Origin of the sequence: Pseudomonas sp. UYEF17, from assembly GCF_040546125.1 — a bacterium.
Classification (GTDB): Bacteria; Pseudomonadota; Gammaproteobacteria; order Pseudomonadales; family Pseudomonadaceae; genus Aquipseudomonas; species Aquipseudomonas putida_Z.
Genome location: NZ_JBEPNE010000005.1, coordinates 291,158 through 313,521 on the forward strand (window position 1 = coordinate 291,158; position 22,364 = coordinate 313,521).

Below are 22,364 nucleotides of genomic sequence, written 5' to 3' on the forward strand. Positions count from 1 at the left end.
CACCGGCTGCGCCGGTGTTCGCGGGCGCGCCCGCTCCCACAGGGTTCCTGCAAAACAATCGCTTATGTGCCCTCCACCAGCCACTGTGGAATCCGCCGCTCCAGGTAATAGCCCGGGTTGCGCAGGCTGCCATCGACAAAGCCCACATGGCCGCCGCGGCTGTGCAGTTCGAAGCGGGTTTGCGGCGCCAGTTCGCGGGCCGTTGGCAGGCTGTGGCCGGAGACGAAAGGGTCATCGCTGGAGTGGATGATCAGCGTCGGCGTGCGGTTCTGGCCGAGGAAGAAATGACTCGATGAGCGGCGGTAGTAGTCGTGCGCATCGCGAAAACCGTTCAGCGGTGCGGTGACCTTGCCGTCGAAATCCCAGAACGTGCGCAGGTTGCCCAACGGCCCCAGCCGTTGCAGCGTCGCCAGCCCTTCATGCTGGCCCTTGTCGTGGAAGTGCCGCTGCTTGAGCTGCACATAAGCCAGCATCTCGCGCATGAAATGCGCCTGGTACACCTTTGAAAAGCCCTGGCCGATGCGGTCGGCGCAGTGGTCCAGGCGAAACGGCACCGACACCGCTACCGCAGCCTGCAACTGGCTGGCGACACCGCTTTCGCCCAGGTATTTCAGCAGCACATTGCCTCCCAGCGAATAACCCACCGCATACAACGGCGCCAACGGGCGCTGGGCGCGCAGGTGGCTGACGATTTCGGCCAGGTCTTCGCTGGCACCGGAATGGTAGCTGCGTGGCAGCAGGTTGGGCTCGCCCGAGCAACCGCGCCAGTTCACCGCCACGCTGGCCCAGCCGCGGCCTTGCAGCGCTTGCTGCAAGCCTTTGACGTAGGGCGAGTGGGAGGAACCGGTCAAACCGTGCAGCACCAGCACCAACGGCGCGTGGGGCTGGTGCGGGCCGTGCCAGTCCAGGTCGATGAAGTCGCCATCGGCCAGCCATAGCCGCTCGCGGTTGCGCTGCAGTTCAGGCAGCTTGCGCCACAGTGGCCCCCACAGAGTTTGCAGGTGGGGGTTGGACAGGCCGATGGCCGGGCGGAATGTGGCGCTGGGGCTGGGCATGCTAGGCGACTCGTGATGTGCCTGCCTAGAGTGCCATGAAACAACGCCACTGTACCTGCGCTATTGGTCGGTGGCTGGCAGCGGTTGCTGGTCGACACGTGGGCCGACACTGACCAGTACCTCGCAGTTCAAGTCGAGACGGTCTTGCATCGCCGCGCAGATATCTGCCGGGCTCAGCCTACCGATGCGCTCGATGTAGCTGTTCAGGTGGTCTGCAGGCTGATGTTGGTGGGTTATCTCCGTCAGCAATGCTGCCAGGCTGTTGTTTTGCGCCACACCACGCAGTAATTGCCCGGCCAGCTGTTTGCACGCCAGCTGCAGTTCGGCCTTGGTTGGCCCTTGCTCGATGAAATCGCACAGCAAGGTTGCTACCAGTTCCTGCGAGCATTGCACGTACCGTGGCGCGATGTCCCACTCTATGGTGAACAGCCCGCCGGCACTCAACGGCGAAGCGCGGCTGTAGATGCCGTAGGTCAACCCGCGACGTTGGCGCAGTTCCACCATCAGGCGCGATTCAAGGCCTGAAGCCAACACTTCACTGGCTAGCACAATGGCTGGGAAATCCGGGTCATTGGCGGGAACGTTCATGGGCAATGCCAGCAGCACTGCGCTGCTGTTGCCGGGCTGTTCGACGTTGATGGTTGCATGGGTAGCTTCCGGAACGGCTGGCAGGTCAGCGGCGGACCAGCCTTGCGGCAGGGCTTGGCTGATCTGTTGCGCGATGGCTTGCGCCTCGCTCAGGGTCAGGTCCCCGACAAGCACCATTTCCAGGTTGCTGGCGCTGTAGGCGCGTTGGTGGAATGCCCGCAAGTCTTCAGGGCTGACGGCGTTCACGCCTTGAATGGTGCTGCCCAGCGGGTTGCCATAGGGATGGCCCTGGAACAGATGGCGAAACGCCTCGCTACGCGCCCTGAGCCTGGGGCGCCGTTCGCGGGATGCGTTGTGCTGCACGAGCTGGCGCTTGATCTTTTCCAGGGCAGGCGCGGGGAAAGCCGGGTTTGCCACAAGGTCGGTAAACAGGTCCAGGGCTGGTGTGAGTATCGTTTTCGTGCTCACGCTGCGCAGGCTCAGCGTTGCATGCTCCAGGCGTATCTGCTTTTCCATGATCGCGCCCAGGCGCTCCATGCCCTCAGCTTGCCTGGCGCTGGTATAGCGCCGGCTGCCCTCGTCGAGCATGTACAGCGTCAAGGCTGCCAGGCCGGGTTGCAAGGTGTCCTGGGCCGTGCCTGCCTTGAACCGCAAGACCACATCGACGATAGGCAGCCCGCGGGCTTCGACGAACTTCACGCCTGTACCTGCTTCCGTGGTCCACGCCTGCACCTGCGTCTGAGGGGTTTCGAGCTGGTCCAGATCAACGCCTTGGACCGAGACCAGACCACTGTGACTTCCGTTGGCTACAGCCGGTTGCGGGATGCTCGCGATCTTGTCATTCATCGGTACTTTCCTTGTGGTGCATGAAGGTGAAGGCCGCACGGGCTTCAGTCAGGAATTCCAGCGCAATCAGGCCTACCTGCTCGGCTGTCACGGCTTCGATGGCTTGTCGCTCATCGTCCAGGGCAACGGGGTCCAGACCGCAGGCGGCCTGTTTGCCGATGGCCTCTGCCTGTTTGCCGATGTCGTCTCTTGCGAATAGTTGCCTGGCCAGCAGGCGAGCCTTGGCGCGTTGAAGATCTTCCTTGGAGGGGGCCGACTGGCGGAACGCTTCGATTTCCTGCATCAGCCTTTCGGCTGCTGCCTCCGGCGTAACCTGCGGGCTGCAGAACGCGTACAAGGTCAGCAGGCTGTCACCGCGCTGCCATGGCTCATAGGTCGCTCTCAGGCCCTGTAGCAGCGGAGTGTCTTGTATCAACAGGCGCTGCAGCGTGCTGGCGTGGCCTTCAGCAAGAATGTCCGGCAGCAGGCGCAGTGCGCAGGCTTGTGAGCCAGAGCGGGCGGTGCATTGGCTGGGAAGGTTGAAGCTGATGAGCACGCCGGTGTTCAGGCCATGCCAGCGCAGGGTCTGGCTGCGCCGAACCTGCCCAGAAGGCATTGTGGGTTTTTGCCGTGTTGGCAGGCGGTTGGCGGGGATCGCTGCAAAGTGCCGTGTAACCAGCTTTTGCAGCTGGGCCAGGGCAATGTCACCAGCCACGGCGAGCGTGGCATTGTTGGGGTGGTACCAGGTCTGGTACCAGGTGCGCGCCGCCGTCGGGGTCATATGGTCGAGGTCGGTCTTGTGGCCGGTCACGGGGTTGCCATAGCCGCTGTTGCCATAGACCAGCAACTGGTGATGTTCCACTGCCAGTGCCAAGGGGCTGTTGTCGATATCCTCGCGGCGCTCGGCCATGACTACTGCCAGTTCACGGGCAAAAGGCATGTCGCTGAGGGTGGCGCTGGCCATGACGTCGGCCAGCGCCTCCAAGGCAATTTCCAGGCGGTTGCGTGGCAAAGTCAGCGGAAAGACCGTGGCATCGGGGTAGGTAAAGGCATTTGGGTCACCGCCCAGGCGGCTCATGAGGGCTGAATACTGGCCTGGAGCCAGTTTGCTGCTGCCCTCGAACAGCAGATGCTCCAGGGCGTGGGACAGGCCGGTGTGGCCCTCAGGCTCGTAGCTGGAGCCTACGTGGTACCACAGCTGCACGCTGACCAGCGGCGCGCGGTTGTCTTCACGCAGGTAGACGCGCAGGCCGTTGGCGAGGGTGAAGGTGTACACCGAGCCTGCCAGCGCGGGTGGGGCGGGGTGGTCGGTCATGGTTGAAGTGCTCCTGCAAAATTGGAGGAGCAGCTTCAGCCATGAAGGCGATGAGTTTGTGGTAACTAAATACGGCAAACTCAGGCTTAGCGGATCAACCCCGTTGCCAAAGTGCGTAGTGCACCTGGCCGGTCTTCTTCTCGCGGTGCAGGCGCCAGTTGCCTGGTAACTGCAAGGTCGATGGTGCCGCCTCGCTTTCGGTATAGACCCATGCCTGTTCCCGCAGCCACTGGTTCTTCTCCAACAGGTTGCAGGTGTCGGCCAGCAGGTCCTGGTGGAACGGCGGGTCGAGGAACACCACGTCGAACTGCTGCTTGGCCGGGCCTTGCAGATAGCGCAGGGCGTCGGTCTGCAGGATCTGCCCGCGCGGGCAGCGCAGGATCTCGAGGTTGTTCTTCAGGTTGGCGATGGCAGCCGGATTGCTGTCCAGCGCGACGGCGTCCTCGGCCCCGCGGGACAGGGCTTCGAGCACCAGGGCGCCGCTGCCGGTGAAGGCGTCCAGCACGCGGGCACCCTCGATATAGGGCGCCAGCCAGTTGAACAGGGTTTCGCGCACACGGTCGGGCGTTGGCCGCAGGCCTTCGCCTTCCGGCACCGCCAGACGGCGGCTGCGCCATTCGCCGGCGATGATGCGCAGGTGGCCCTGGCCCTTGCTTTGGCCCGGTTGCGGGCGGGCGGGAGGGGTGGATCTTGGCATTAGTGCTCCGGTACCCCGAGCGGCTGCTCGGAGGGCTTGTCAGTGGGTGCTGGCAGCGGTTTTTGCGGCACTTTCGGGCCAGCGGTGACGATCACCAGTTTATCGGCTGACAGGTGTTTGTTCATGGCCGTTCTTACCTGCTCGACGGTGAGGGCCTGGGACTGCTGCATGAAGTCCTCCAGCCAGGTCAGCGGCAGGTTGTAGAAGCCAATGGCACCCAGTTGGCCGACGATGCTGGCGTTGCTGGCATTGGACAGCGGGAAGCTGCCGGCCAGTTCGCGCTTGGCATCGTCCAGCTCCTGCTGGGTGGGGCCGGCTTTGAGGTAGTCGGCGAGAATATCCTGCACCAGCTTGAGCGTGCCCTCGCTGAGTTCGGCACGGGTCTGCAGGTTGATCATGAACGGGCCGCGAACCTGCATCGGGCTGAACACCGAGTACACGCCGTAGGTCAGGCCGCGCTTTTCACGTACCTCGCTCATCAGCCGGGTGCCGAACGCACCGCCGCCGAGGATCTGGTTGCCCAGTGACAGGGCCGGCCAGTCCGGGTCCTGGCGGTCGATGCCGAGTTCGGCCAGCATCAGGTGGGTCTGCTTGGACGGGAAGTCGATGTGGGTCAGGCCTGCCTTGGCTTCGCCGGGTTGGGCCGGTGCGGCCAGCGCGGGGCCTTTGGGCAGACCGGCTGACACCTGGGCGGCGATGGCTTCGGCCTCGGCGCGGCTGAGGTCGCCGACCAGGGCGATGACCGCGTTGCCGCTGGTGTAGGCCTTGGCGTGGAAGGCGCGCAGCTGTGCCAGGGTGATGCCGCTGATGCTTTCGGCAGTGCCGTCGCTCGGGTGGGCGTAGGGGTGGTCGCCGTAGAGCTTGGCGAACAGGGCCTTGCCAGCGACCTTGCCGGGGTTCTGCTTTTCATACTCGAAGCCGGCCAGCATCTGGTTCTTGATGCGCTTGAGGGCGTCTTCGGGGAAGGTCGGCTTGCCAGCCACCTCGGCGAACAGCTTGAGCGCCGGTTCGCGCTTGTCCTTGGCGCTGAGGCTGCGCAGCGAGGCCACGGCCATATCGCGGTAGGAGCCGTTGCCAAAGTCGGCGCCCAGGCCCTCGAAGCCTTCGGCGATGGCAGTCACATCCTTGCCGGCTACGCCCTCGTTGAGCATGGCGTTGGTCAGGGCAGCCAGGCCTGGCGTTCCGCCATCCTGGCTGCTGCCGGCGGCGAAGGTGATGCGCAGGTCGAACATCGGCAGTTCGCGGGCCTCGACGAACAGTACCCGGGCACCTTCGGCGGTGTTCCAGTGCTGGATGTTCAACTGGCGCCGGCTGGGCGCCTTGCCATCCAGCTCGGCCAGCGACTGCAAGGTGTTGGCCGGGCGTGCCGCGTTGCTGTCGGCCTTGGCGGCGTTGTCGGCCATGGCCGGGGCGGCCAGCACCGCCGCCAGCGCCAGGGCGCGGATGCCCGTGGCCAGCAGGGTTGGGCGTGGTGCGCGGCGATCACTCATGAGCGGACTCCTCGGGCAATACATGGGCAACGCTCAGGCGTTCGCGGGTGAAGTAGGTGCGCGCGGCGCTCTGGATGTCCTGCGGGGTAACGCGCTTGAGCTCGTCCAGCTCGCTGTCGATCAGCTTCCAGGACAGGCCGACGGTTTCCAGCTGGCCGATGGTGGTGGCCTGGCTGCTGATGGAGTCGCGGTCGTAGACCAGGCCGGCAATGACCTGGGCGCGTACGCGCTCCAGCTCTTCGGCGCTGGGTGGGGTGGTCTTGAGCTCATCCAGTAGCTGCCAGACGCCTTTCTCGACATCGGCGAGGGTTTTCTGCTTCTGCACGTTCGGCGTGGCCGAGATCAGGAACAGGCTGTCGCCGCGGGTGAAGGCGTTGTAGCTGGAAGAAGCACCGGCCACCAACTCCTGGCCACGTTCCAGGCGTGCCGGCATGCGGGCGCTGTAGCCGCCGTCGAGCAGCGCCGAGATCAGGCGCAGGGCATGCACCGTACGCGGGTCCTTGGCGGTGGACAGGCCAGGTACGTTGAAACCGTAGATCAGGCTCGGCAACTGGGTGCGCACGTGCAGGGTCAGCTGGCGCTGGCCTGGTTCGGCCAGTTCGAGCGGCAACTTGGCCGGCGGCACGGCACGCTTGGGGATGCTGCCGAAGTACTTCTGCGCCAGGCCCTTGACCTCATCGGCGGTGACATCGCCGACTACCACCAGAGTGGCGTTGTTGGGGGCGTACCAGGATTCGTACCAGTGGCGCAGTTCCTCGACCTTCATGCGCTCCAGGTCGGCCATCCAGCCGATGGTCGGGGTGTGGTAGCCGCTGGCCGGGTAGGCCATGGCGCGGAACAGCTCGAACGCCTTGGAGTTGGGCTGGTCGTCGGTGCGCAGGCGGCGTTCTTCCTTGATCACCTCGATTTCACGGCTGAATTCGTCAGCGGGCAGGCGCAGGCTGGCCAGGCGGTCGGCCTCGAGTTCCAGGGCCACCGGCAGGCGGTCGCGTGCCAGCACCTGGTAATAGGCGGTGTAGTCGTCGCTGGTGAAGGCGTTTTCTTCGGCGCCAATGTCACGCAGTATGCGCGAAGCCTCGCCGGGGCCGACCTTGGCGCTGCCTTTGAACATCATGTGTTCCAGCGCGTGGGACAGGCCAGTCTGGCCCGGGGTTTCATAGCTGGAGCCAACCTTGTACCAGATCTGCGAGACCACCACCGGGGCGCGGTGGTCCTCGCGCACGACCACTTTCAGGCCGTTGTCGAGGATGAATTCGTGGGTGGGTTGCACATCGGCGGCGAAGGCCGCGAGCGGCAGGCAGAGCGTGCCGAGCAACAGGCCAGCGGCGCGGCGGGCTAGAGCATTCATACGGTGTTTAACCTGTTCGGCGGCCCGCTGGTTTAGCGTCGGCGGGCCAGGAGGTGCTAGGATACTGATCCGGTTGCCTGGCGACCATGCCTGTCGCCGTTCTGGCCCGCAGGACACTAAGACAAAACGTTGCGCATGAACCAGCCGGCTTCAAGATAGTCTGTTCTGCGTAGAGAGAATTCCCGATGCGCCATAGCTGGCCCATCGCTACCCTGAGATAGCCGTCTTCCATGTTTGGTTCCAACGACGACAAAAAAGCGCCGGCCGAGGCTGGTGAGAAGAAAGGCCTGTTCAGCTGGTTTCGCAAGAAACCGCAGCAACCTGTGGCAACGGGCGTGCCCGCGAATGAACCCCCAGCCGTCGAGCAGCCTGCAGCCGCTCCGGTCGAAGGGGCTACCGCCGAAGCGCCACAGGCCCCTGAACCCGTTCAGGCCCCTGCGGCCCCACAGCTGACAGAACCGCAGCAGGTCGCCGCACCCGTTCAATCCCCGGTGGTCGAGGCCCCTGTCCCCGAACCGGTTGCTTCCCAGCCGTTGCAGGCCCCTGAACCCGAGCCGGTCGCGTCCCAGCCACTGGTGGCACCTGCACCGCAGCCGGTCGCTTCCATGCCCTTGCAGGCGGCCCCGGTCGAGCCGGCCCCGGTCGTCGAGCCGGTCGCGCCGGTCAGCAACCTGGTGCTGCCGGTTGCCGAAGAGCCCGTGGCCCTGGTGCCGGATCTGGAGCCGAAAGCGCCGCCCGCCATCCCGGAACGCCCTGCACCAGAGCCTGCTGCCCCTGTGGCTGCAGCCCCGGTCGCCGCGCAGGCCGAGCAGGCCAAGCCCGGCTTCTTCGCCCGCCTCAAGCAGGGCCTGTCGAAGACCAGCGCCAGCATCGGCGAGGGCATGGCCAGCCTGTTCCTGGGCAAGAAGGTCATCGATGACGACCTGCTCGACGAAATCGAAACCCGACTGCTGACCGCCGACGTTGGCGTGGAAGCCACTTCCACCATCGTCCAGAACCTGACCCAGAAGGTTGCCCGCAAGCAGCTGGCTGACGCCGATGCCCTGTACAAGTCGCTGCAGGAAGAACTGGCTGCGCTGCTGCGCCCGGTCGAGCAGCCGCTGGTGGTGCAGGCGCAGAACAAGCCCTATGTGATTCTGGTGGTCGGTGTGAACGGCGCCGGCAAGACCACCACCATCGGCAAACTGGCCAAGAAGCTGCAGCTCGAAGGCAAGAAAGTGATGCTGGCTGCTGGCGACACCTTCCGTGCCGCTGCAGTCGAGCAGCTTCAGGTGTGGGGCGAGCGTAACCAGATCCCGGTGATCGCCCAGCACACCGGCGCCGACTCTGCTTCGGTGATCTTCGATGCCGTACAGGCCGCCAAGGCCCGTGGCGTCGACGTGCTGATCGCCGACACCGCTGGCCGCCTGCACACCAAAGACAACCTGATGGAAGAACTGAAGAAGGTTCGCCGGGTCATCGGCAAGCTCGACGCCGAGGCGCCGCACGAGGTGCTGCTGGTACTCGATGCGGGCACCGGCCAGAACGCCATCAGCCAGGCCAAGTACTTCAACCAGAGCGTCGAACTGACCGGCCTGGCCCTGACCAAGCTGGACGGCACTGCCAAGGGCGGGGTGATCTTCGCCCTGGCCAAGCAGTTCAAGCTGCCGATCCGCTTCATCGGTGTCGGAGAAGGCATCGACGACCTGCGTACCTTCGAAGCCGAGCCGTTCGTCAAGGCTCTGTTCGCCGAGCGAGACTGAACATGATCCGATTCGAACAGGTTGCCAAGCGCTATCCCAATGGTCATGTGGGTTTGCATGAGCTGAGTTTCCGGGCGCGCCGGGGCGAATTCCTGTTCGTCACCGGCCACTCGGGCGCGGGCAAGAGCACCTTGCTGCGCCTGCTGCTGGCCATGGAGCGCCCGACCAGCGGCAAGCTGATGCTGGCCGGGCAGGACCTGGGCCAGATCAGCAATTCGCAGATCCCGTTCCTGCGCCGGCAGATCGGCGTGGTGTTCCAGAACCACCAGCTGTTGTTCGACCGCACGGTGTTCAACAACATCGCCTTGCCGCTGCAGATTCTCGGCCTGTCCAAGGCCGAGGTCGCCAAGCGCGTGGACTCGGCACTGGAGCGAGTGTCGCTGGCCGACAAGGGCGAGCTGTTCCCGGCCGACCTGTCCACCGGGCAGCAGCAACGGGTAGGCATCGCCCGCGCCATCGTTCACCAGCCAGCCCTGCTGCTGGCCGACGAACCCACCGGTAACCTCGACCCGCGCCTGGCCGCGGAGATCATGGGGGTGTTCGAGGACATCAACCGCCTGGGTACCACGGTATTGATCGCCAGCCACGACCTGGCACTGATTGCGCGCATGCGCCACCGCATGCTGACCTTGCAGCGCGGCCGCTTGATCGGCGATGGGGAGGCCGGGCAATGAGCACTACACGTACGCCGAAGGTTTCCGAGCGGGTTGCGCCGAAACCGGCCGACCCGCAACCGGCGAAGAAAAAGCACGACGACGATGACGGCCCGGATTTCCGCACGCTGCTGCATGCCTGGCTGGAAAGCCACCGTGCCAGCATGGCCGACAGCCTGCGTCGGCTGGGCAAGCAGCCGATCGGCAGCTTCTTCACCTGCCTGGTGATGGCGGTGGCGCTGAGCATGCCCATGGGCCTGTCGCTGCTGCTGAAGAACGTCGAGAAGCTTGGCGGCTCGTGGCAGCGCGCCGCGCAGATTTCGCTGTATCTCAAGCTCGATGCAGGCAGCCGCGAAGGCGAGGCGCTGCGCGACGAGATCAAGGGCATGCCTGGCGTGGCCGACGCGCAGTATGTCAGCCGCGAGCAGGCGCTGGAGGAGTTCCAGCAACAGTCCGGCCTGGGCGAAGCCCTGCGTGAGCTGCCTGACAACCCGCTGCCTGGCGTGGTGGTGGTGACCCCTACCGAAGTCGACAAGCCGGCCCTGGAAGCCCTGCGCCAGCGCCTGTCGGAGCTGCCGCGGGTGGAAGTGGCGCAACTCGACCTGGTTTGGGTCGAGCGCCTGGCGGCCATCCTCAAGCTGGGTGACCGCTTTGTCTTTGGCCTGGCCGTGATGCTGATTTCCGCCCTGCTGTTAGTAATCGGTAACACAATTCGTCTACACATTGAAAACCGCCGTACCGAGATCGAAGTGATCAAGCTGGTCGGTGGCACGGATGCCTACGTACGCCGGCCTTTCCTGTACATGGGCGCGCTGTATGGCCTGGGTGCTGGGGTGATCGCATGGGGCATCCTGGCGTTTGGCCTGAACTGGCTGAACGAGGCGGTGGTAGGGCTTTCCGGGCTGTACGGCAGCGACTTCGCCCTGGGCGGGGTGCCGGCGTCCGATGGTCTGTCGCTCTTGATCGGAGCGGTGCTGTTGGGGTATATCGGTGCATGGATCGCAGTGGCCCGCCATTTGAACGAGCTGGCGCCGCGATAGTTTTTACGTGCCAGCATTGACAAATTCTTCACTATGGAACTTGTACCGTCGTTCCAGGTCAATGTTGGCAGCGCCCACAAGGCGCGAGTTCTGTAAGTCGGAGGTTCTTGAATGACCACATCGTTGCAACCTGCCTATGCCCTGGTACCCGGTGCAAACCTGGAAGCCTACGTGCACACGGTCAACAGCATCCCGCTGCTGACTGTCGAGCAGGAGCGTGATCTGGGCGAGCGTCTCTATTATGAGCAGGATGTCGAGGCCGCTCGTCAAATGGTGATGGCCCACCTGCGTTTCGTCGTACATATCGCCCGTAGCTATGCCGGCTACGGGCTGGCCCAGGCCGACCTGATCCAGGAAGGCAACGTCGGCCTGATGAAAGCCGTCAAGCGCTTCAACCCGGAAATGGGCGTGCGCCTGGTGTCGTTCGCCGTGCACTGGATCAAGGCAGAGATCCACGAGTTCATCCTGCGCAACTGGCGCATCGTCAAGGTGGCCACCACCAAGGCCCAGCGCAAACTGTTCTTCAACCTGCGCAGCCAGAAGAAGCGTCTGGCCTGGCTGAACAACGACGAAGTGCACCGCGTGGCGGAAAGCCTGGGCGTAGAGCCGCGTGAAGTGCGCGAGATGGAAAGCCGCCTCAGCGGCCAGGACATGGCGTTCGACCCGGCAGCGGAAGCTGACGACGACAGTGCCTTCCAGTCGCCTGCGCATTACCTGGAAGACCACCGTTACGACCCGGCGGTGCAGCTGGAGGATGCCGACTGGAGCGACAACTCCACCAGCAACCTGCACGAAGCACTGCAAGGGCTGGACGAGCGTAGCCGCGACATTCTCTACCAGCGCTGGTTGGCGGAAGAGAAGGCCACGTTGCATGAGCTGGCGGACAAGTACAGCGTTTCGGCTGAGCGGATTCGCCAGCTGGAGAAGAATGCGATGAACAAGGTCAAGGCGCTGATCGCGGCCTGATCGAGCCCTGGCTGCAAGGAAAAGCCGCTGGTCCGCATAGGGTGAGCGGCTTTTTTTTGGCCGGGGATTTTGGGGCCGCTTTGCGGCCCTTTCGCGACACAAGGCCGCTCCTACAAGAGACTGCGATCCCCTGTAGGAGCGGCCTTGTGTCGCGATGGGCTGCGCAGCAGCCCCAAAAAGGCTCAAAGTTTGCGCGAAGTGTCGAGCTGCATCAGGTAGCTGGGCCCACCCAACTGGCTCATCTGCCGGCGAATCCAGCCGGCCCGGCTGGCCACGTAGGTGCTCGGCCGGCTGGCACTCCACTTGATCGGGCTCGGCAGCACCGCCGCCAGCTGCGCCGCCTGCTGGCGGCTAAGCCTGCTCGCATCGACGCCAAAGTGGTAGCGCGCTGCCGCCTGGGCGCCAAACACACCTTTTCCCCATTCGGCACTGTTCAGGTAGACCTCGAGAATCCGCTCCTTCGACCAGAACAGCTCGATCAACGCGGTGAACCAGGCCTCCAGCCCTTTGCGGAACCAGCTGCGCCCGGACCACAGGAACAGGTTCTTGGCCACCTGCTGGGTCAGGGTGCTGGCACCGCGAATGCTGCCGCCGCGCTCGTTGTAGGCCAGCGCCGCCTGGATAGCCGGGATGTCGAAGCCCCAGTGGTTGGCGAACTTCTGGTCCTCGCCAGCAATGACCGCGACCTTGAGGTCGTCGGAGATGTTCTCCCACGGCTCCCAGTCGCGCTGCAGGTCGATCGGCTCGCCATTCACCCAGGACTGCACCTTGCGCTCGACCATCAGCGCCGTACCGGGTGGTGGCACCCAGCGGAACACCAGCACCAGCACGATGCTGCCGGCAGCGAACCAGAGCAGGGCGCGGGAGAGGCGGCGGAGAAGGGTTGGCAGCATGACGATGGCTTGGCCGTACGGGTGGAAGGGGCCATTATACAGACCCGATCCAAGGAGTCGTCCCATGCTTCGCAGCTTCCTGATGCTTGCCGCCTTTTTCGGCTTCACCGGTGTGGCCTTGGGCGCTTTCGCCGCCCACGGCCTGAAAAGCCGGCTGACGGCCGACTATCTGGCGATCTTCCAGACTGGTGTGACCTACCAGTTGGTGCATGCCCTGGCGATCTTCGCTGTCGCCGTGCTCTCGGTGCACCTGCCAGGGCGCCTGGTCGGCTGGGCTGGCGGCCTGTTTGCCGTGGGGATAGTACTGTTCTCCGGTAGCCTGTACCTGCTGACCCTCAGCGGCCTGGGCAAGCTCGGCATCATCACCCCGATTGGTGGCCTGTGCTTCCTCGCCGGCTGGCTGTGCCTGGGCCTGGCAGCCTGGCGGCTCGGTTGACCGAGTGGTCCACAATCGCGACTAATGGCGTGCAGCGCCCTTGGGTTGCAGGGCGGTTCAGCGCTAGAATGCGGGCCCCCAAAGAACAATGGTGGCCGTGCGCATGCGCATTCAACTGAACGGTGAACCTTACGAATTGCCCGCTGGCGAAAGCGTCGCGGCCCTGCTGGCCCGCCTGGAGCTGACCGGGCGCCGCGTCGCGGTGGAACTTAACCTGGATATCGTGCCGCGTAGCCAGCACGACAGCACGCTGTTGAACGACGGCGACCAGGTCGAAGTGGTCCACGCCATCGGTGGCGGCTGATTCCGGCCGGCGATTCACCTGCAAGCCCAGCAACCTTTTCCCGAGGAACAACCATGAGCAACGTTCGTAGCGACAAGCCCTTCACCCTGGCCGGGCGTACTTTCCAGTCGCGCCTGCTGGTCGGTACCGGCAAGTACCGTGACATGGAAGAAACCCGCCTGGCCATCGAAGCCTCGGGTGCCGAGATCGTCACCGTTGCCGTGCGCCGCACCAACATCGGCCAGAACCCGGGCGAGCCGAACCTGCTCGATGTGCTGCCACCGGACCGCTACACCATCCTGCCGAACACCGCTGGCTGCTACGACGCGGTCGAAGCCGTGCGCACCTGCCGCCTGGCCCGCGAACTGCTGGATGGCCACAACCTGGTCAAGCTGGAAGTACTGGCCGACCAGAAAACCCTGTTCCCCAATGTGATCGAAACCCTCAAGGCCGCCGAAGTGTTGGTCAAGGATGGTTTCGACGTGATGGTCTACACCAGCGACGATCCGATCATCGCCCGCCAGCTGGCCGAAGCCGGCTGCATCGCGGTCATGCCGCTGGCTGGCCTGATCGGTACCGGCCTGGGTATCTGCAACCCCTACAACCTGCAGATCATCCTGGAAGAGTCCAAGGTGCCGGTGCTGGTCGATGCTGGCGTGGGTACCGCCTCCGACGCCACCATCGCCATGGAAATGGGCTGTGAAGCGGTGCTGATGAACTCGGCCATCGCCCACGCCCAGCAGCCGGTGCTGATGGCCGAGGCCATGAAGCACGCCATCGTCGCCGGTCGCATGGCCTACCTGGCCGGCCGTATGCCGAAGAAACTCTATGCCAGCGCCTCTTCGCCGCTGGATGGTCTGATCAAGTAAGAGCCCCTGATGACTGAATCGCACGATACGCCGATCACCCCCGACGGCGAAGCCCGCCCGCACCGCCGCATCAAGAGTTTCGTGATGCGCGCCGGGCGCATGACCGAAGGCCAGCAACGTGGCCTGGAGCAGGGCGGCCCGCTGTACATCCTGCCGCTGGCCGACAGCCCGGTGGACTACGACCAGGTGTTCGGCCGCTCGGCGCCGCGTACCCTGGAGATCGGCTTCGGCATGGGCCATTCCCTGCTGGAAATGGCTGCTGCCGCGCCTGAACAGGACTTCATCGGTGTGGAAGTACACCGCCCGGGTGTTGGCGCGCTGCTCAACGGCGTGCTGACCCAGGGCCTGAAGAACCTGCGGGTATATGACTGCGATGCCATCGAAGTGCTGAACCGCTGCGTGGCGGACAACAGCCTCGACCGCCTGATGCTGTTCTTCCCCGACCCATGGCACAAGGCGCGCCACCACAAGCGCCGCATCGTCCAGCTGGAGTTCGCCGAGCTGGTACGACGCAAGCTCAAGCCCGGTGGCGTGTTCCACATGGCCACCGACTGGGAACCGTATGCCGAGTACATGCTGGAAGTGATGAGCGCTGCCCCGGGCTATCGCAACCGTGCGGCTGACGGTACCTACGTGCCGCGCCCGGAAGAGCGCCCGATCACCAAGTTCGAGCGCCGCGGCGAGCGGCTGGGGCATGGGGTTTGGGATTTGAAGTTCGAGAAGGTGGATTGACCGGCTGATACGGCCTTTCGATATGCCGATGCCTGCAGAAATGCAGGCGAAAAAAAACCGCCTTGAGAAGGGCGGTTTTTTTATGTGAGCGACAGGACTGAGTATCCTTCGCTCTGAGGTTTCACAGAAAACCCTCACACAGTTGGCTGATCATAGGCAGCGTAGCGGGGGAACGTCAATGCTCAGAAATATCCGGCATCACGTGTGTCGGAGCGGTTAACAGTCTTGGGTGAGCATTCCAAGTATCATCGCGCTGCTCCTGTGTGGATGAAATCAGTGATGGGCCGGGTAGGAGAAGAATTCTGCTTTCCGGCCCCTTCGACACGGCCTGAGAACCGTGCCGGTGCACCTCTTCGAAGGGCCATTGACCTGGCCACTTCACAGAAGACTCTCACACAGTTTTCGAAGGCATCGAAGTACCGGTTAGATGCTGGAAGATTGGCCCGCCAACACGGAGGCCAAGGCATATGAAGCGTTTGCTTGATGCGCTGAGCCGCGTTTGGACGTTCATCCGGATCTTGACTGTGCTCAAGACCGTTCGGGACTTCATGCGCGATCACTTCGATGATGCCCAGTAAGGGCTAGTCAGGTGGTAGGGCTGCCCTGGTTCACCGGGGCAGCTTTTACAACCCATCTCTGTACTCGCCAGATTACGCGGTCATTGTAGGAGCGGCCTTGTGTCGCGATGGGCCGCGTAGCGGCCCCAGGATGTCAGCGGTGAGGCAGCAATTGCTGGGGCCGCTTTGCGGCCTATCGCGACACAAGGCCGCTCCTGCAAGGTTCAGTGCAAGGCCGTGGCTCAGCCCCGTCGATCCGCCACCACCCCGATCAGCACCAGTACCACCAGCAACACCGGCGCCAGCGCGTAGTTGTTGAACTGGCTCAGCCCTTTCACCACCCAAGGCGTGGCATAGATCAGCGCCGCACCGCTGCCTATCATCACCAGCAAAGCCATGAACGGTACGCGCAGGGCGCCCGCCAGGCCGCCCAGGCGCTGTTCCACCCAGCCCTTGATATCGGTGCCGAAAAGCACCAGCAGGCAGCCTACCAAGGCCAGTGAAATCTCCGACAGGTTGCTGCGGCTCCAGCGAGAAACCGTCGCGAGCAGATCAAGTACCAGATCCATGGGTCATCCTTAGGTCAAGAAATACTGCAGCAGGTCATTGAGGAACAACTGGCCCCTCGGCGTGGCCACCAGTCGATCCGGTTCGACCTGCAAAAGGCCCTTTTGTTCGGCCGCGCGGCGTGCCTCGCGCAGTTGTGCCAGCGGCAAACCGGTGCGTTGGGTGAACAGTTCGGCTTCCACCCCATCGGTCAGGCGCAGGGCGTTCATCAGGAACTCGAACGGCAGCTCGTCGACTGGCAGCAGCTTTTCGCCGGCCTTGAACGGCTTGGCCAGGTTCAGGTAGTCCTTGGGCAGGCGGGTTTTCCACGTGCGCAGGATGCGCCCGTCGGCGAAGGTCAGCTTGCCGTGGGCACCAGCGCCGATGCCGATGAAGTCGCCAAAGCGCCAGTAGTTGAGGTTGTGCCGGGCAGCGCGCCCCGCCTGGGCATAGGCCGAGACCTCGTACTGGCGGAAGCCGTGTTCGGCCATCAGTGCCTGGCCGGCCTCCTGGATATCCCAGAGGATGTCGTCCTCGGGCAGCTCGGGCGGCTGGTTCCAGAACACCGTGTTCGGCTCCACGGTCAGCTGGTACCACGACAGGTGCGTCGGCCCCAGGTCGATGGCCTGGCGCAGGTCGCCCAGCGCGTCGTCGAGCGACTGGTCGGGAAGGCCGTGCATCAGGTCCATGTTGAAGTTGTCGAAACCGGCGGCGCGTGCCATGCCGGCGGCGCGGACCGCTTCATCGCCATTGTGGATACGCCCCAGCGCCTGCAGTTTGGCTGGCTGGAAGCTTTGCACACCGATGGACAGACGGTTGATACCGGTTTGCCGGTAGGCCTTGAACTTGTCCTGCTCGAACGTGCCCGGGTTGGCCTCCAGGGTGATTTCGATGTCCGGCGCAAACGGGATGCGTTGCTCTACGCCACGCAGCAGTCGGCCAAGGGCGTCGGCACTGAACAGGCTCGGGGTACCGCCGCCGAAGAAGATCGAGCTGATCGGCCGGCCTTGCACGGCGGCCAGTTCCTGGTCGAGGTCGGTCAGCAGGGCGGCAACGTAGGCATCTTCCGGCAGTTCAGGCCCGGCAGCGTGGGAGTTGAAGTCGCAGTAAGGGCATTTGCGTACGCACCACGGGATGTGGATGTACAGCGCCAGCGGCGGCAGGCTGGTGAAGCCCGCCGCGCCGGGGGTGGACAGCGTTTCGATCATGCCAGGCCCAGACGTTGGCGCAGCAGGGCCATGGCGCGGGCGCGGTGGCTGAGCTGGTTCTTGTCCACAGGGGCCAGGTCGGCGCTGGAGCAGCTGCGCTCCGGTACCCAGAACAGCGGGTCGTAGCCAAAGCCGTGCTCGCCACTGGCCTCGAACATGATGCGCCCGTGCCACAGGCCTTCGCACAGAATCGGCAGCGGGTCGTCGGCATGGCGCACCAGTGCCAGGACGCAGACGAACTGTGCGCCGCGCTCGGCTTCAGGCACGTCTTTCAGTGCTTCGAGCAGCTTGGCGTTGTTCGCCGCGTCACCCTTGCCGTCGGCATAGCGCGCCGAGTAGATGCCCGGCGCGCCGCCGAGGAAATCCACCGCCAGGCCCGAATCGTCGGCCAGGGCCGGCAGGCCGGAAATGCGTGCGGCATTGCGCGCCTTGAGGATGGCGTTCTCGACGAACGACAGGCCGGTTTCTTCCGGCTCGACCTGGCTGAACTCGCCGATCGAGCGCAGTTGCACGGACGCGCCGAGCATGGCCTGGAGTTCCTTGAGTTTGCCGGCGTTGTGGCTGGCCAATACGAGTTGCTGGAAATTCATCATTCGCCTGGGAAAACGTCCTGATTGAAGCTGAGGGAGTTGCTGATGCCGCCGGTTTCGATATTCAGGTCGAAGGTGACGGTTTCTGCCTGGTCGATCTTGAACTGGGCGATGTAGTACACCGCGCCCTGTTCGGTGATCTGCTTGAATGACAGCGGGCTGCTGCGCCCGGTCAGGTCCTTGACCGTGCCGCTGACCACCGCCGTGGCGGGCTTGTTGGCCTTGAGCACGGCGATGTTGAGTACGCCCTGGTTCTTGCTGCGTACCAGGCCGGTGGCTGCGGCCACCTCCGGTGTCAGCATGCTCGAGGTGAACGCGCTGTAGTGCACCGTCACATCGCCAAACACTTCCTTGCGCTCGGGACGGGCAGCATCGGCAGCCAGTACCGGCAGGGCCAGGCACAGGCTGATCAGGAACAGGGCTAGGCGACGCATGGGGTGATTCCTCCGGTGGGCGTCAGACCGCGAGCTGATGTTCTTGCAGGCCCGGGCTGCTGACGCGGTAGATGCCGATCTCACCTAGAAGATTAGGCCAAAGCCGGCCACCCCACCCGTTGCGGTGCAAGTGGTCGACCGCCAGGCGGTCTAGCACCTTGGCGCGGCGCTCGTGGCACAGCTCTTCGAAGTCGGCGAAGGTGCAGAAGTGGATGTTTGGCGTGTTGTACCAGGTGTACGGCATGAAGTCCGAAACCGGCATGCGGCCTTTGGTCGCCAGGTACCAGCGGCAACGCCAGTGGCCGAAGTTGGGGAAGGTGATGATGCACTGGCGGCCCACGCGCAGCATCTCGTCCAGGATGCGGTCGGGGTACTCCACGGCCTGCAGGGCCTGGGTCATGATCACCACGTCGAAACTGTTGCTGGCGAAGTTGCCCAGGCCCTTGTCCAGGTCCTGCTCGATGACGTTGACGCCCTTGGCCACGCAGGCGGCGATGTTGTCGGCGTCGATCTCCAGGCCATAGCCGGTGACCTGCTTGCGGTCGCGCAGCGAGGCCAGCAGTTCGCCGCTGCCGCAGCCCAGGTCGAGTACCCGGCTACCGGCGGGGATCCAGTCGTGGATGATTTCCAGATCGGCTCTCATGCTGTCCTCAGATGGCAATGCGGTTCATGTAGTTCGAGAAACCCTGCATGTAGCGAGGCGTGGGGATCAGGAAGGCGTCGTGCCCGTAAGGCGAGTCGATCTCCAGGTAGCAGACGTTCTTGCGCGCGGCCATCAGGGCGTCGACGATCTCGCGCGAACGGGCCGGGGAGAAGCGCCAGTCGGTGGTGAACGACATGATGCAGTAATCCGCCTTGACGTGGGCCAGGGTGGCCGCCAGGTCGCCGCCCTGGGCGGCGGCGGGGTCGAAGTAGTCCAGCGCCTTGGTCATCAGCAGGTAGGTGTTGGCGTCGAAGCGCCCGGAAAACTCCTCGCCCTGGTAGCGCAGGTAGCTCTCGACCTGGAATTCGACGCTGTGGAAGTCGTAGTTGAGCTTGTCGCTCTTCAGCTCGCGGCCGAATTTTTCACCCATCGAGTCGTCCGACAGGTAGGTGATGTGGCCGACCATTCGCGCCAGCATCAGGCCGCGCTTGGGGATCACGCCCTGGTCCTGGAACGAACCACCGTGGAATTCGGGGTCGGTGAGGATGGCCTGGCGTGCCACTTCGTTGAAGGCGATGTTCTGTGCCGACAGCTTGGGCGCCGAGGCGATGTCGACGCAATGGCGCACGCGCTCGGGGTAGCTGATGGTCCACTGCAGCGCCTGCATGCCACCCAGGCTGCCACCGACCACGGCGGCCCACTGCTGGATGCCCAGGCGCTCGGCGAGACGCACCTGGCTGTGCACCCAGTCTTCCACGGTCAGCACCGGGAAGTCGGCGCCATAGGGCTTGCCGGTGGCCGGGTTGATGCTGCTGGGGCCGGTGCTGCCGTTGCAGCCGCCCAGGTTGTTCAGGCTGACCACGAAGAAGCGGTTGGTGTCGATCGGCTTGCCAGGGCCGATGCAGCTGTCCCACCAGCCCGGCTTGCGGTCGGTGGCGGCATGGTAGCCAGCGGCATGGTGGTGGCCGGAAAGGGCATGGCAGATCAGCACGGCGTTGCTCGCGCTGGCGTTCAGGGTGCCATAGGTCTCGTAGACCAGTTCGTAACTGGCCAGGGAGCGGCCACAAGCCAGTGCTAGCGGTTCATCGAACCGGGCGGTTTGCGGTACTACCAGACCGACGGAATCTTCGGGAAAGACAGTGGACATCGACCCTGCTCACGCTTGACGGAGGCGTAAGTCTAAAGAGCGCTACCCCCAGCGGCAAGCAGAGGCTTGTCGCTGGAAGCAACCCGGGTCAGGTGAGGCTCAGATCATCCGCCACAGCTCTTGTGGCATGCCGGCGTAGGCGGCCAGCGGCGGCATGACGAACGACTGGATTACCTGGATCGCGAGGAAGGCGAAGATCGGCGAGATGTCCATGCCGCCCAGGTTGGGCACGATGCGGCGGAACGGTGCCAGCACCGGTTCGCTGATCTGGTAGGCCAGTTCGGCCGCCGGGTTGTGGCTGTTGGGAGCAACCCAGGACACGATCACCATGACGATCATCGCCACCCAGAAAATCTTCAGGAACAGCGAGGTGATACCGATGATGGCCCACATCAGCAGGTGCAGGATGTCACCGAAGGTGCCGTAGGTGACCATCAGCACGAAAGCCATCAGCAACGCCTGGATGACCACCGACAACAGCAGCGACGAGGTATCCAGCCCACCAACGCTGGGGATGACCCGGCGGATCGGCTTGAGCAGCGGTTGTGTGGCGCGTACGGCGAACTGGCACAGCGGGTTGTAGAAATTGGCCTTGACCAGCTGCAGCACGAAGCGCAGCAGGACGATCACCAGGTACAGGCTGACCAGGGTTTGCACCACGAAGATCGCGGCGCCGGACAGTGCATTCATCTAAGGCTCCTTATTTGCCCAGTTGTTCGGCCAGCTCGGCGGAACGTGTAGCCGCAGCCTGCAGCGCCTGTTCGACGATGGCTTCGAAGCCGCTGGCCTGGAACGACTTGATCGCCGCTTCGGTAGTGCCGGCAGGCGAGGTGACACGGCGGCGCAGTTCGGCAGCATCGACATCGCTGGCAACCGCCATGCGTGCGGCGCCCAAGGCTGTCTGCAGGGTCAGCTGCGAGGCGGTTTCACGTGGCAGGCCAAGCTTTTCGCCTGCCGCGGTCATGGCTTCGATCAGCAGGAAGAAATACGCCGGGCCGCTGCCGGAGACAGCCGTCACGGCGTCCAGTTGCTGCTCCTGCTCCAGCCACAGGGCGGTGCCCACGGCCGACAGCAGTTGCTCGGCCTGTTGGCGTTGTTCGCTGGATACTTCCGCGGTGGCGTACAGGCCGCTGACGCCTTGGCGCAGCAGTGCCGGGGTGTTGGGCATGCAGCGCACCACCGGGCGAGCGCCGACCCAGCTTTGCAGGCTGGCGCAGGTGATGCCGGCGGCGATGGAAACGATCAGCTGGCCATCCTGCAGGTTTGGTTGCAGGGCTTGGCACACGGCTTTCATGACCTGGGGCTTGACCGCCAGGACGATGACGTCGGCACCATCGATGGCCTGGGCGTTGTTCTCGAAGGTTTCGATGCCGTGCTCGGCCTGGATGCGGCTGCGGGTCTCGGCGCCCGGGTCGCTGGCGCGGATCTGCGAGGCGTCCAGGCCCTGGGCACGCAGACCACCGATCAGGCTGGCGGCCATGTTGCCGGCGCCGATGAAGGCAATACGAGTCTTGCTCATGTCAGGTCCTTGTGGGAAAGAGTGAGTAAAGCATGGAATCAGGGCTGCCCGTAGTCGCGGGCACCGAACAGGGCGGTACCGATACGCACCCAGGTCGCACCCTGTGCAATGGCCGCTTCCAGGTCGTGGCTCATGCCCATGGACAGGGTGTCCAGGCCAAGGCCAAGGCCTTCCTGCAATTGGCGCAGGGTGGCGAAGGCAGCTTCCTGGGCGGCGCGGTCATCAGTGGGTTCTGGGATGGCCATCAGCCCGCGCAGGCGCAGGCTGGGCAGCGCGGCTACCGCCTTGGCCAGGGCCGGCAGGTCGGCGGGGGCGCAGCCAGATTTGCTGTCTTCGCCGCTGACGTTCACCTGCAGACAGATGTTCAGTGGCACCAGCCCGGCCGGGCGCTGCTCCGAGAGGCGTTGGGCGATTTTCAGGCGGTCCACGGAATGTACCCAGTCGAAATGCTCGGCGATGGCTTTGGTCTTGTTCGACTGAATGGGGCCGATGAAGTGCCAGATCAAGGGCAGGTCGCCGAGCGCCTGCTGCTTTGTCAGCGCTTCCTGTAGGTAGTTTTCCCCGAAATCGTACACGCCGGCGGCGTGGATCTCGCGGATGGCGCTGGCTGGCTTGGTCTTGCTCACGGCCAGCAACTGGACGCTGGCCGGTTCACGCCCGGCAGCCTGGGCAGCGCTGGCGATACGGGCGGAAATAGCGGAAAGGTTGTCTGCTAGGGTGGACATGGACTGATGCCGGCGGCTGTGGGGTTTGCGGCATTCTACCTACTTGAAGGCCTTTGGGGAGTC

General features: G+C 64.2%; 24 protein-coding genes. 8 read left to right on the top strand and 16 right to left on the bottom strand.

The genetic code is table 11. From position 1 onward, the window contains the following. Positions 1–62 precede the first annotated feature (62 nt). From ABIB24_RS11100 to ABIB24_RS11125, 6 genes are all read right to left on the bottom strand, one after another. The gene (locus tag ABIB24_RS11100) at positions 63–1,055 is read right to left on the bottom strand and encodes a hydrolase (RefSeq protein ID WP_137162597.1); all 993 of its coding nucleotides are present in this window, start codon (positions 1,053–1,055) and stop codon (positions 63–65) included. A 60-nt stretch (positions 1,056–1,115) separates the two neighbouring features. Beyond that, the gene (locus ABIB24_RS11105; RefSeq protein WP_137162596.1) at positions 1,116–2,489 is read right to left on the bottom strand and encodes a M16 family metallopeptidase; all 1,374 of its coding nucleotides are present in this window, start codon (positions 2,487–2,489) and stop codon (positions 1,116–1,118) included. Next, entirely contained in the window at positions 2,482–3,783 is a 1,302-nt protein-coding gene (locus ABIB24_RS11110) for a M16 family metallopeptidase (RefSeq protein ID WP_274078232.1), read from the bottom strand. Before ABIB24_RS11110 ends, ABIB24_RS11105 begins: the two co-directional genes overlap by 8 nt. 94 nt (positions 3,784–3,877) lie before the next feature. Next, a complete protein-coding gene (rsmD, locus tag ABIB24_RS11115) occupies positions 3,878–4,480 on the bottom strand; it encodes a 16S rRNA (guanine(966)-N(2))-methyltransferase RsmD (RefSeq protein WP_274078231.1) in 603 nt (200 codons plus the stop codon). Beyond that, the gene (locus ABIB24_RS11120; protein WP_274078230.1) at positions 4,480–5,970 is read right to left on the bottom strand and encodes a M16 family metallopeptidase; all 1,491 of its coding nucleotides are present in this window, start codon (positions 5,968–5,970) and stop codon (positions 4,480–4,482) included. The genes rsmD and ABIB24_RS11120 overlap by 1 nt, the downstream gene beginning before the upstream one ends. Next, entirely contained in the window at positions 5,963–7,318 is a 1,356-nt protein-coding gene (locus ABIB24_RS11125; RefSeq protein ID WP_274078229.1) for a M16 family metallopeptidase, read from the bottom strand. The genes ABIB24_RS11120 and ABIB24_RS11125 overlap by 8 nt, the downstream gene beginning before the upstream one ends. A gap of 230 nt (positions 7,319–7,548) precedes the next feature. Between ABIB24_RS11125 and ftsY the strand changes: the two genes are divergently transcribed. The 4 genes from ftsY (at position 7,549) to rpoH (ending at position 11,719) form a co-directional block, all read left to right on the top strand. After that, positions 7,549–9,060: a signal recognition particle-docking protein FtsY gene (ftsY, locus tag ABIB24_RS11130; RefSeq protein ID WP_274078228.1), complete on the top strand. Its 1,512-nt coding sequence runs from the start codon at positions 7,549–7,551 to the stop codon at positions 9,058–9,060. A 2-nt stretch (positions 9,061–9,062) separates the two neighbouring features. Next, positions 9,063–9,734 carry a cell division ATP-binding protein FtsE gene (gene ftsE / locus ABIB24_RS11135; protein WP_013974630.1) on the top strand — a complete coding sequence of 224 codons (672 nt, stop codon included), beginning with the start codon at positions 9,063–9,065 and terminating at the stop codon, positions 9,732–9,734. Beyond that, complete coding sequence (gene ftsX / locus ABIB24_RS11140) at positions 9,731–10,753, top strand: permease-like cell division protein FtsX (protein ID WP_013974629.1); 1,023 nt, start codon at positions 9,731–9,733, stop codon at positions 10,751–10,753. The genes ftsE and ftsX overlap by 4 nt, the downstream gene beginning before the upstream one ends. A gap of 111 nt (positions 10,754–10,864) precedes the next feature. Next, complete coding sequence (gene rpoH / locus ABIB24_RS11145; RefSeq protein WP_003249083.1) at positions 10,865–11,719, top strand: RNA polymerase sigma factor RpoH; 855 nt, start codon at positions 10,865–10,867, stop codon at positions 11,717–11,719. Between the two features lie 182 nt (positions 11,720–11,901). On the opposite strand, the gene mtgA is transcribed toward rpoH, so the two are convergent. Further along, the gene (mtgA, locus tag ABIB24_RS11150; protein ID WP_137162590.1) at positions 11,902–12,612 is read right to left on the bottom strand and encodes a monofunctional biosynthetic peptidoglycan transglycosylase; all 711 of its coding nucleotides are present in this window, start codon (positions 12,610–12,612) and stop codon (positions 11,902–11,904) included. A gap of 64 nt (positions 12,613–12,676) precedes the next feature. Here mtgA and ABIB24_RS11155 point away from each other — a divergent pair, with 64 nt between their 5' ends. The 4 genes from ABIB24_RS11155 (at position 12,677) to trmB (ending at position 14,932) form a co-directional block, all read left to right on the top strand. Then, a complete protein-coding gene (locus ABIB24_RS11155) occupies positions 12,677–13,048 on the top strand; it encodes a DUF423 domain-containing protein (RefSeq protein ID WP_015272153.1) in 372 nt (123 codons plus the stop codon). Positions 13,049–13,151: 103 nt separating this feature from the next. Continuing rightward, positions 13,152–13,352 (top strand): sulfur carrier protein ThiS, encoded by a 201-nt coding sequence (gene thiS / locus ABIB24_RS11160; RefSeq protein ID WP_003257817.1) that lies wholly within the window; start codon positions 13,152–13,154, stop codon positions 13,350–13,352. Positions 13,353–13,405: 53 nt separating this feature from the next. Next, positions 13,406–14,200 carry a thiazole synthase gene (locus ABIB24_RS11165; protein ID WP_013974625.1) on the top strand — a complete coding sequence of 265 codons (795 nt, stop codon included), beginning with the start codon at positions 13,406–13,408 and terminating at the stop codon, positions 14,198–14,200. Positions 14,201–14,209: 9 nt separating this feature from the next. After that, positions 14,210–14,932 carry a tRNA (guanosine(46)-N7)-methyltransferase TrmB gene (gene trmB / locus ABIB24_RS11170; protein WP_013974624.1) on the top strand — a complete coding sequence of 241 codons (723 nt, stop codon included), beginning with the start codon at positions 14,210–14,212 and terminating at the stop codon, positions 14,930–14,932. Between the two features lie 799 nt (positions 14,933–15,731). Here trmB and ABIB24_RS11175 read toward each other — a convergent pair. The 9 genes from ABIB24_RS11175 to ABIB24_RS11215 all read right to left on the bottom strand — a co-directional run bounded on the left by ABIB24_RS11175 (position 15,732) and on the right by ABIB24_RS11215 (position 22,301). Beyond that, the gene (locus ABIB24_RS11175; protein WP_003257821.1) at positions 15,732–16,058 is read right to left on the bottom strand and encodes a DUF3392 domain-containing protein; all 327 of its coding nucleotides are present in this window, start codon (positions 16,056–16,058) and stop codon (positions 15,732–15,734) included. A gap of 9 nt (positions 16,059–16,067) precedes the next feature. Next, positions 16,068–17,243, bottom strand: a complete 1,176-nt coding sequence (hemW, locus tag ABIB24_RS11180; RefSeq protein WP_075046652.1) for a radical SAM family heme chaperone HemW — start codon at positions 17,241–17,243, stop codon at positions 16,068–16,070. After that, positions 17,240–17,836 carry an RdgB/HAM1 family non-canonical purine NTP pyrophosphatase gene (gene rdgB, locus ABIB24_RS11185; RefSeq protein WP_003257822.1) on the bottom strand — a complete coding sequence of 199 codons (597 nt, stop codon included), beginning with the start codon at positions 17,834–17,836 and terminating at the stop codon, positions 17,240–17,242. Before rdgB ends, hemW begins: the two co-directional genes overlap by 4 nt. Then, positions 17,833–18,267, bottom strand: a complete 435-nt coding sequence (locus ABIB24_RS11190) for a DUF4426 domain-containing protein (RefSeq protein ID WP_354316453.1) — start codon at positions 18,265–18,267, stop codon at positions 17,833–17,835. The genes rdgB and ABIB24_RS11190 overlap by 4 nt, the downstream gene beginning before the upstream one ends. 22 nt (positions 18,268–18,289) lie before the next feature. Further along, a complete protein-coding gene (gene metW, locus ABIB24_RS11195) occupies positions 18,290–18,910 on the bottom strand; it encodes a methionine biosynthesis protein MetW (protein WP_015272149.1) in 621 nt (206 codons plus the stop codon). Between the two features lie 7 nt (positions 18,911–18,917). Continuing rightward, positions 18,918–20,057: a homoserine O-succinyltransferase MetX gene (metX, locus tag ABIB24_RS11200; RefSeq protein ID WP_013974620.1), complete on the bottom strand. Its 1,140-nt coding sequence runs from the start codon at positions 20,055–20,057 to the stop codon at positions 18,918–18,920. A 99-nt stretch (positions 20,058–20,156) separates the two neighbouring features. Then, the gene (locus ABIB24_RS11205; RefSeq protein WP_013974619.1) at positions 20,157–20,747 is read right to left on the bottom strand and encodes a YggT family protein; all 591 of its coding nucleotides are present in this window, start codon (positions 20,745–20,747) and stop codon (positions 20,157–20,159) included. A 10-nt stretch (positions 20,748–20,757) separates the two neighbouring features. After that, entirely contained in the window at positions 20,758–21,576 is an 819-nt protein-coding gene (gene proC / locus ABIB24_RS11210) for a pyrroline-5-carboxylate reductase (protein ID WP_025340969.1), read from the bottom strand. 38 nt (positions 21,577–21,614) lie between these two features. Further along, positions 21,615–22,301, bottom strand: coding sequence for a YggS family pyridoxal phosphate-dependent enzyme (locus tag ABIB24_RS11215; RefSeq protein WP_274078227.1), 687 nt, complete (start codon positions 22,299–22,301; stop codon positions 21,615–21,617). Positions 22,302–22,364: the final 63 nt, after the last annotated feature.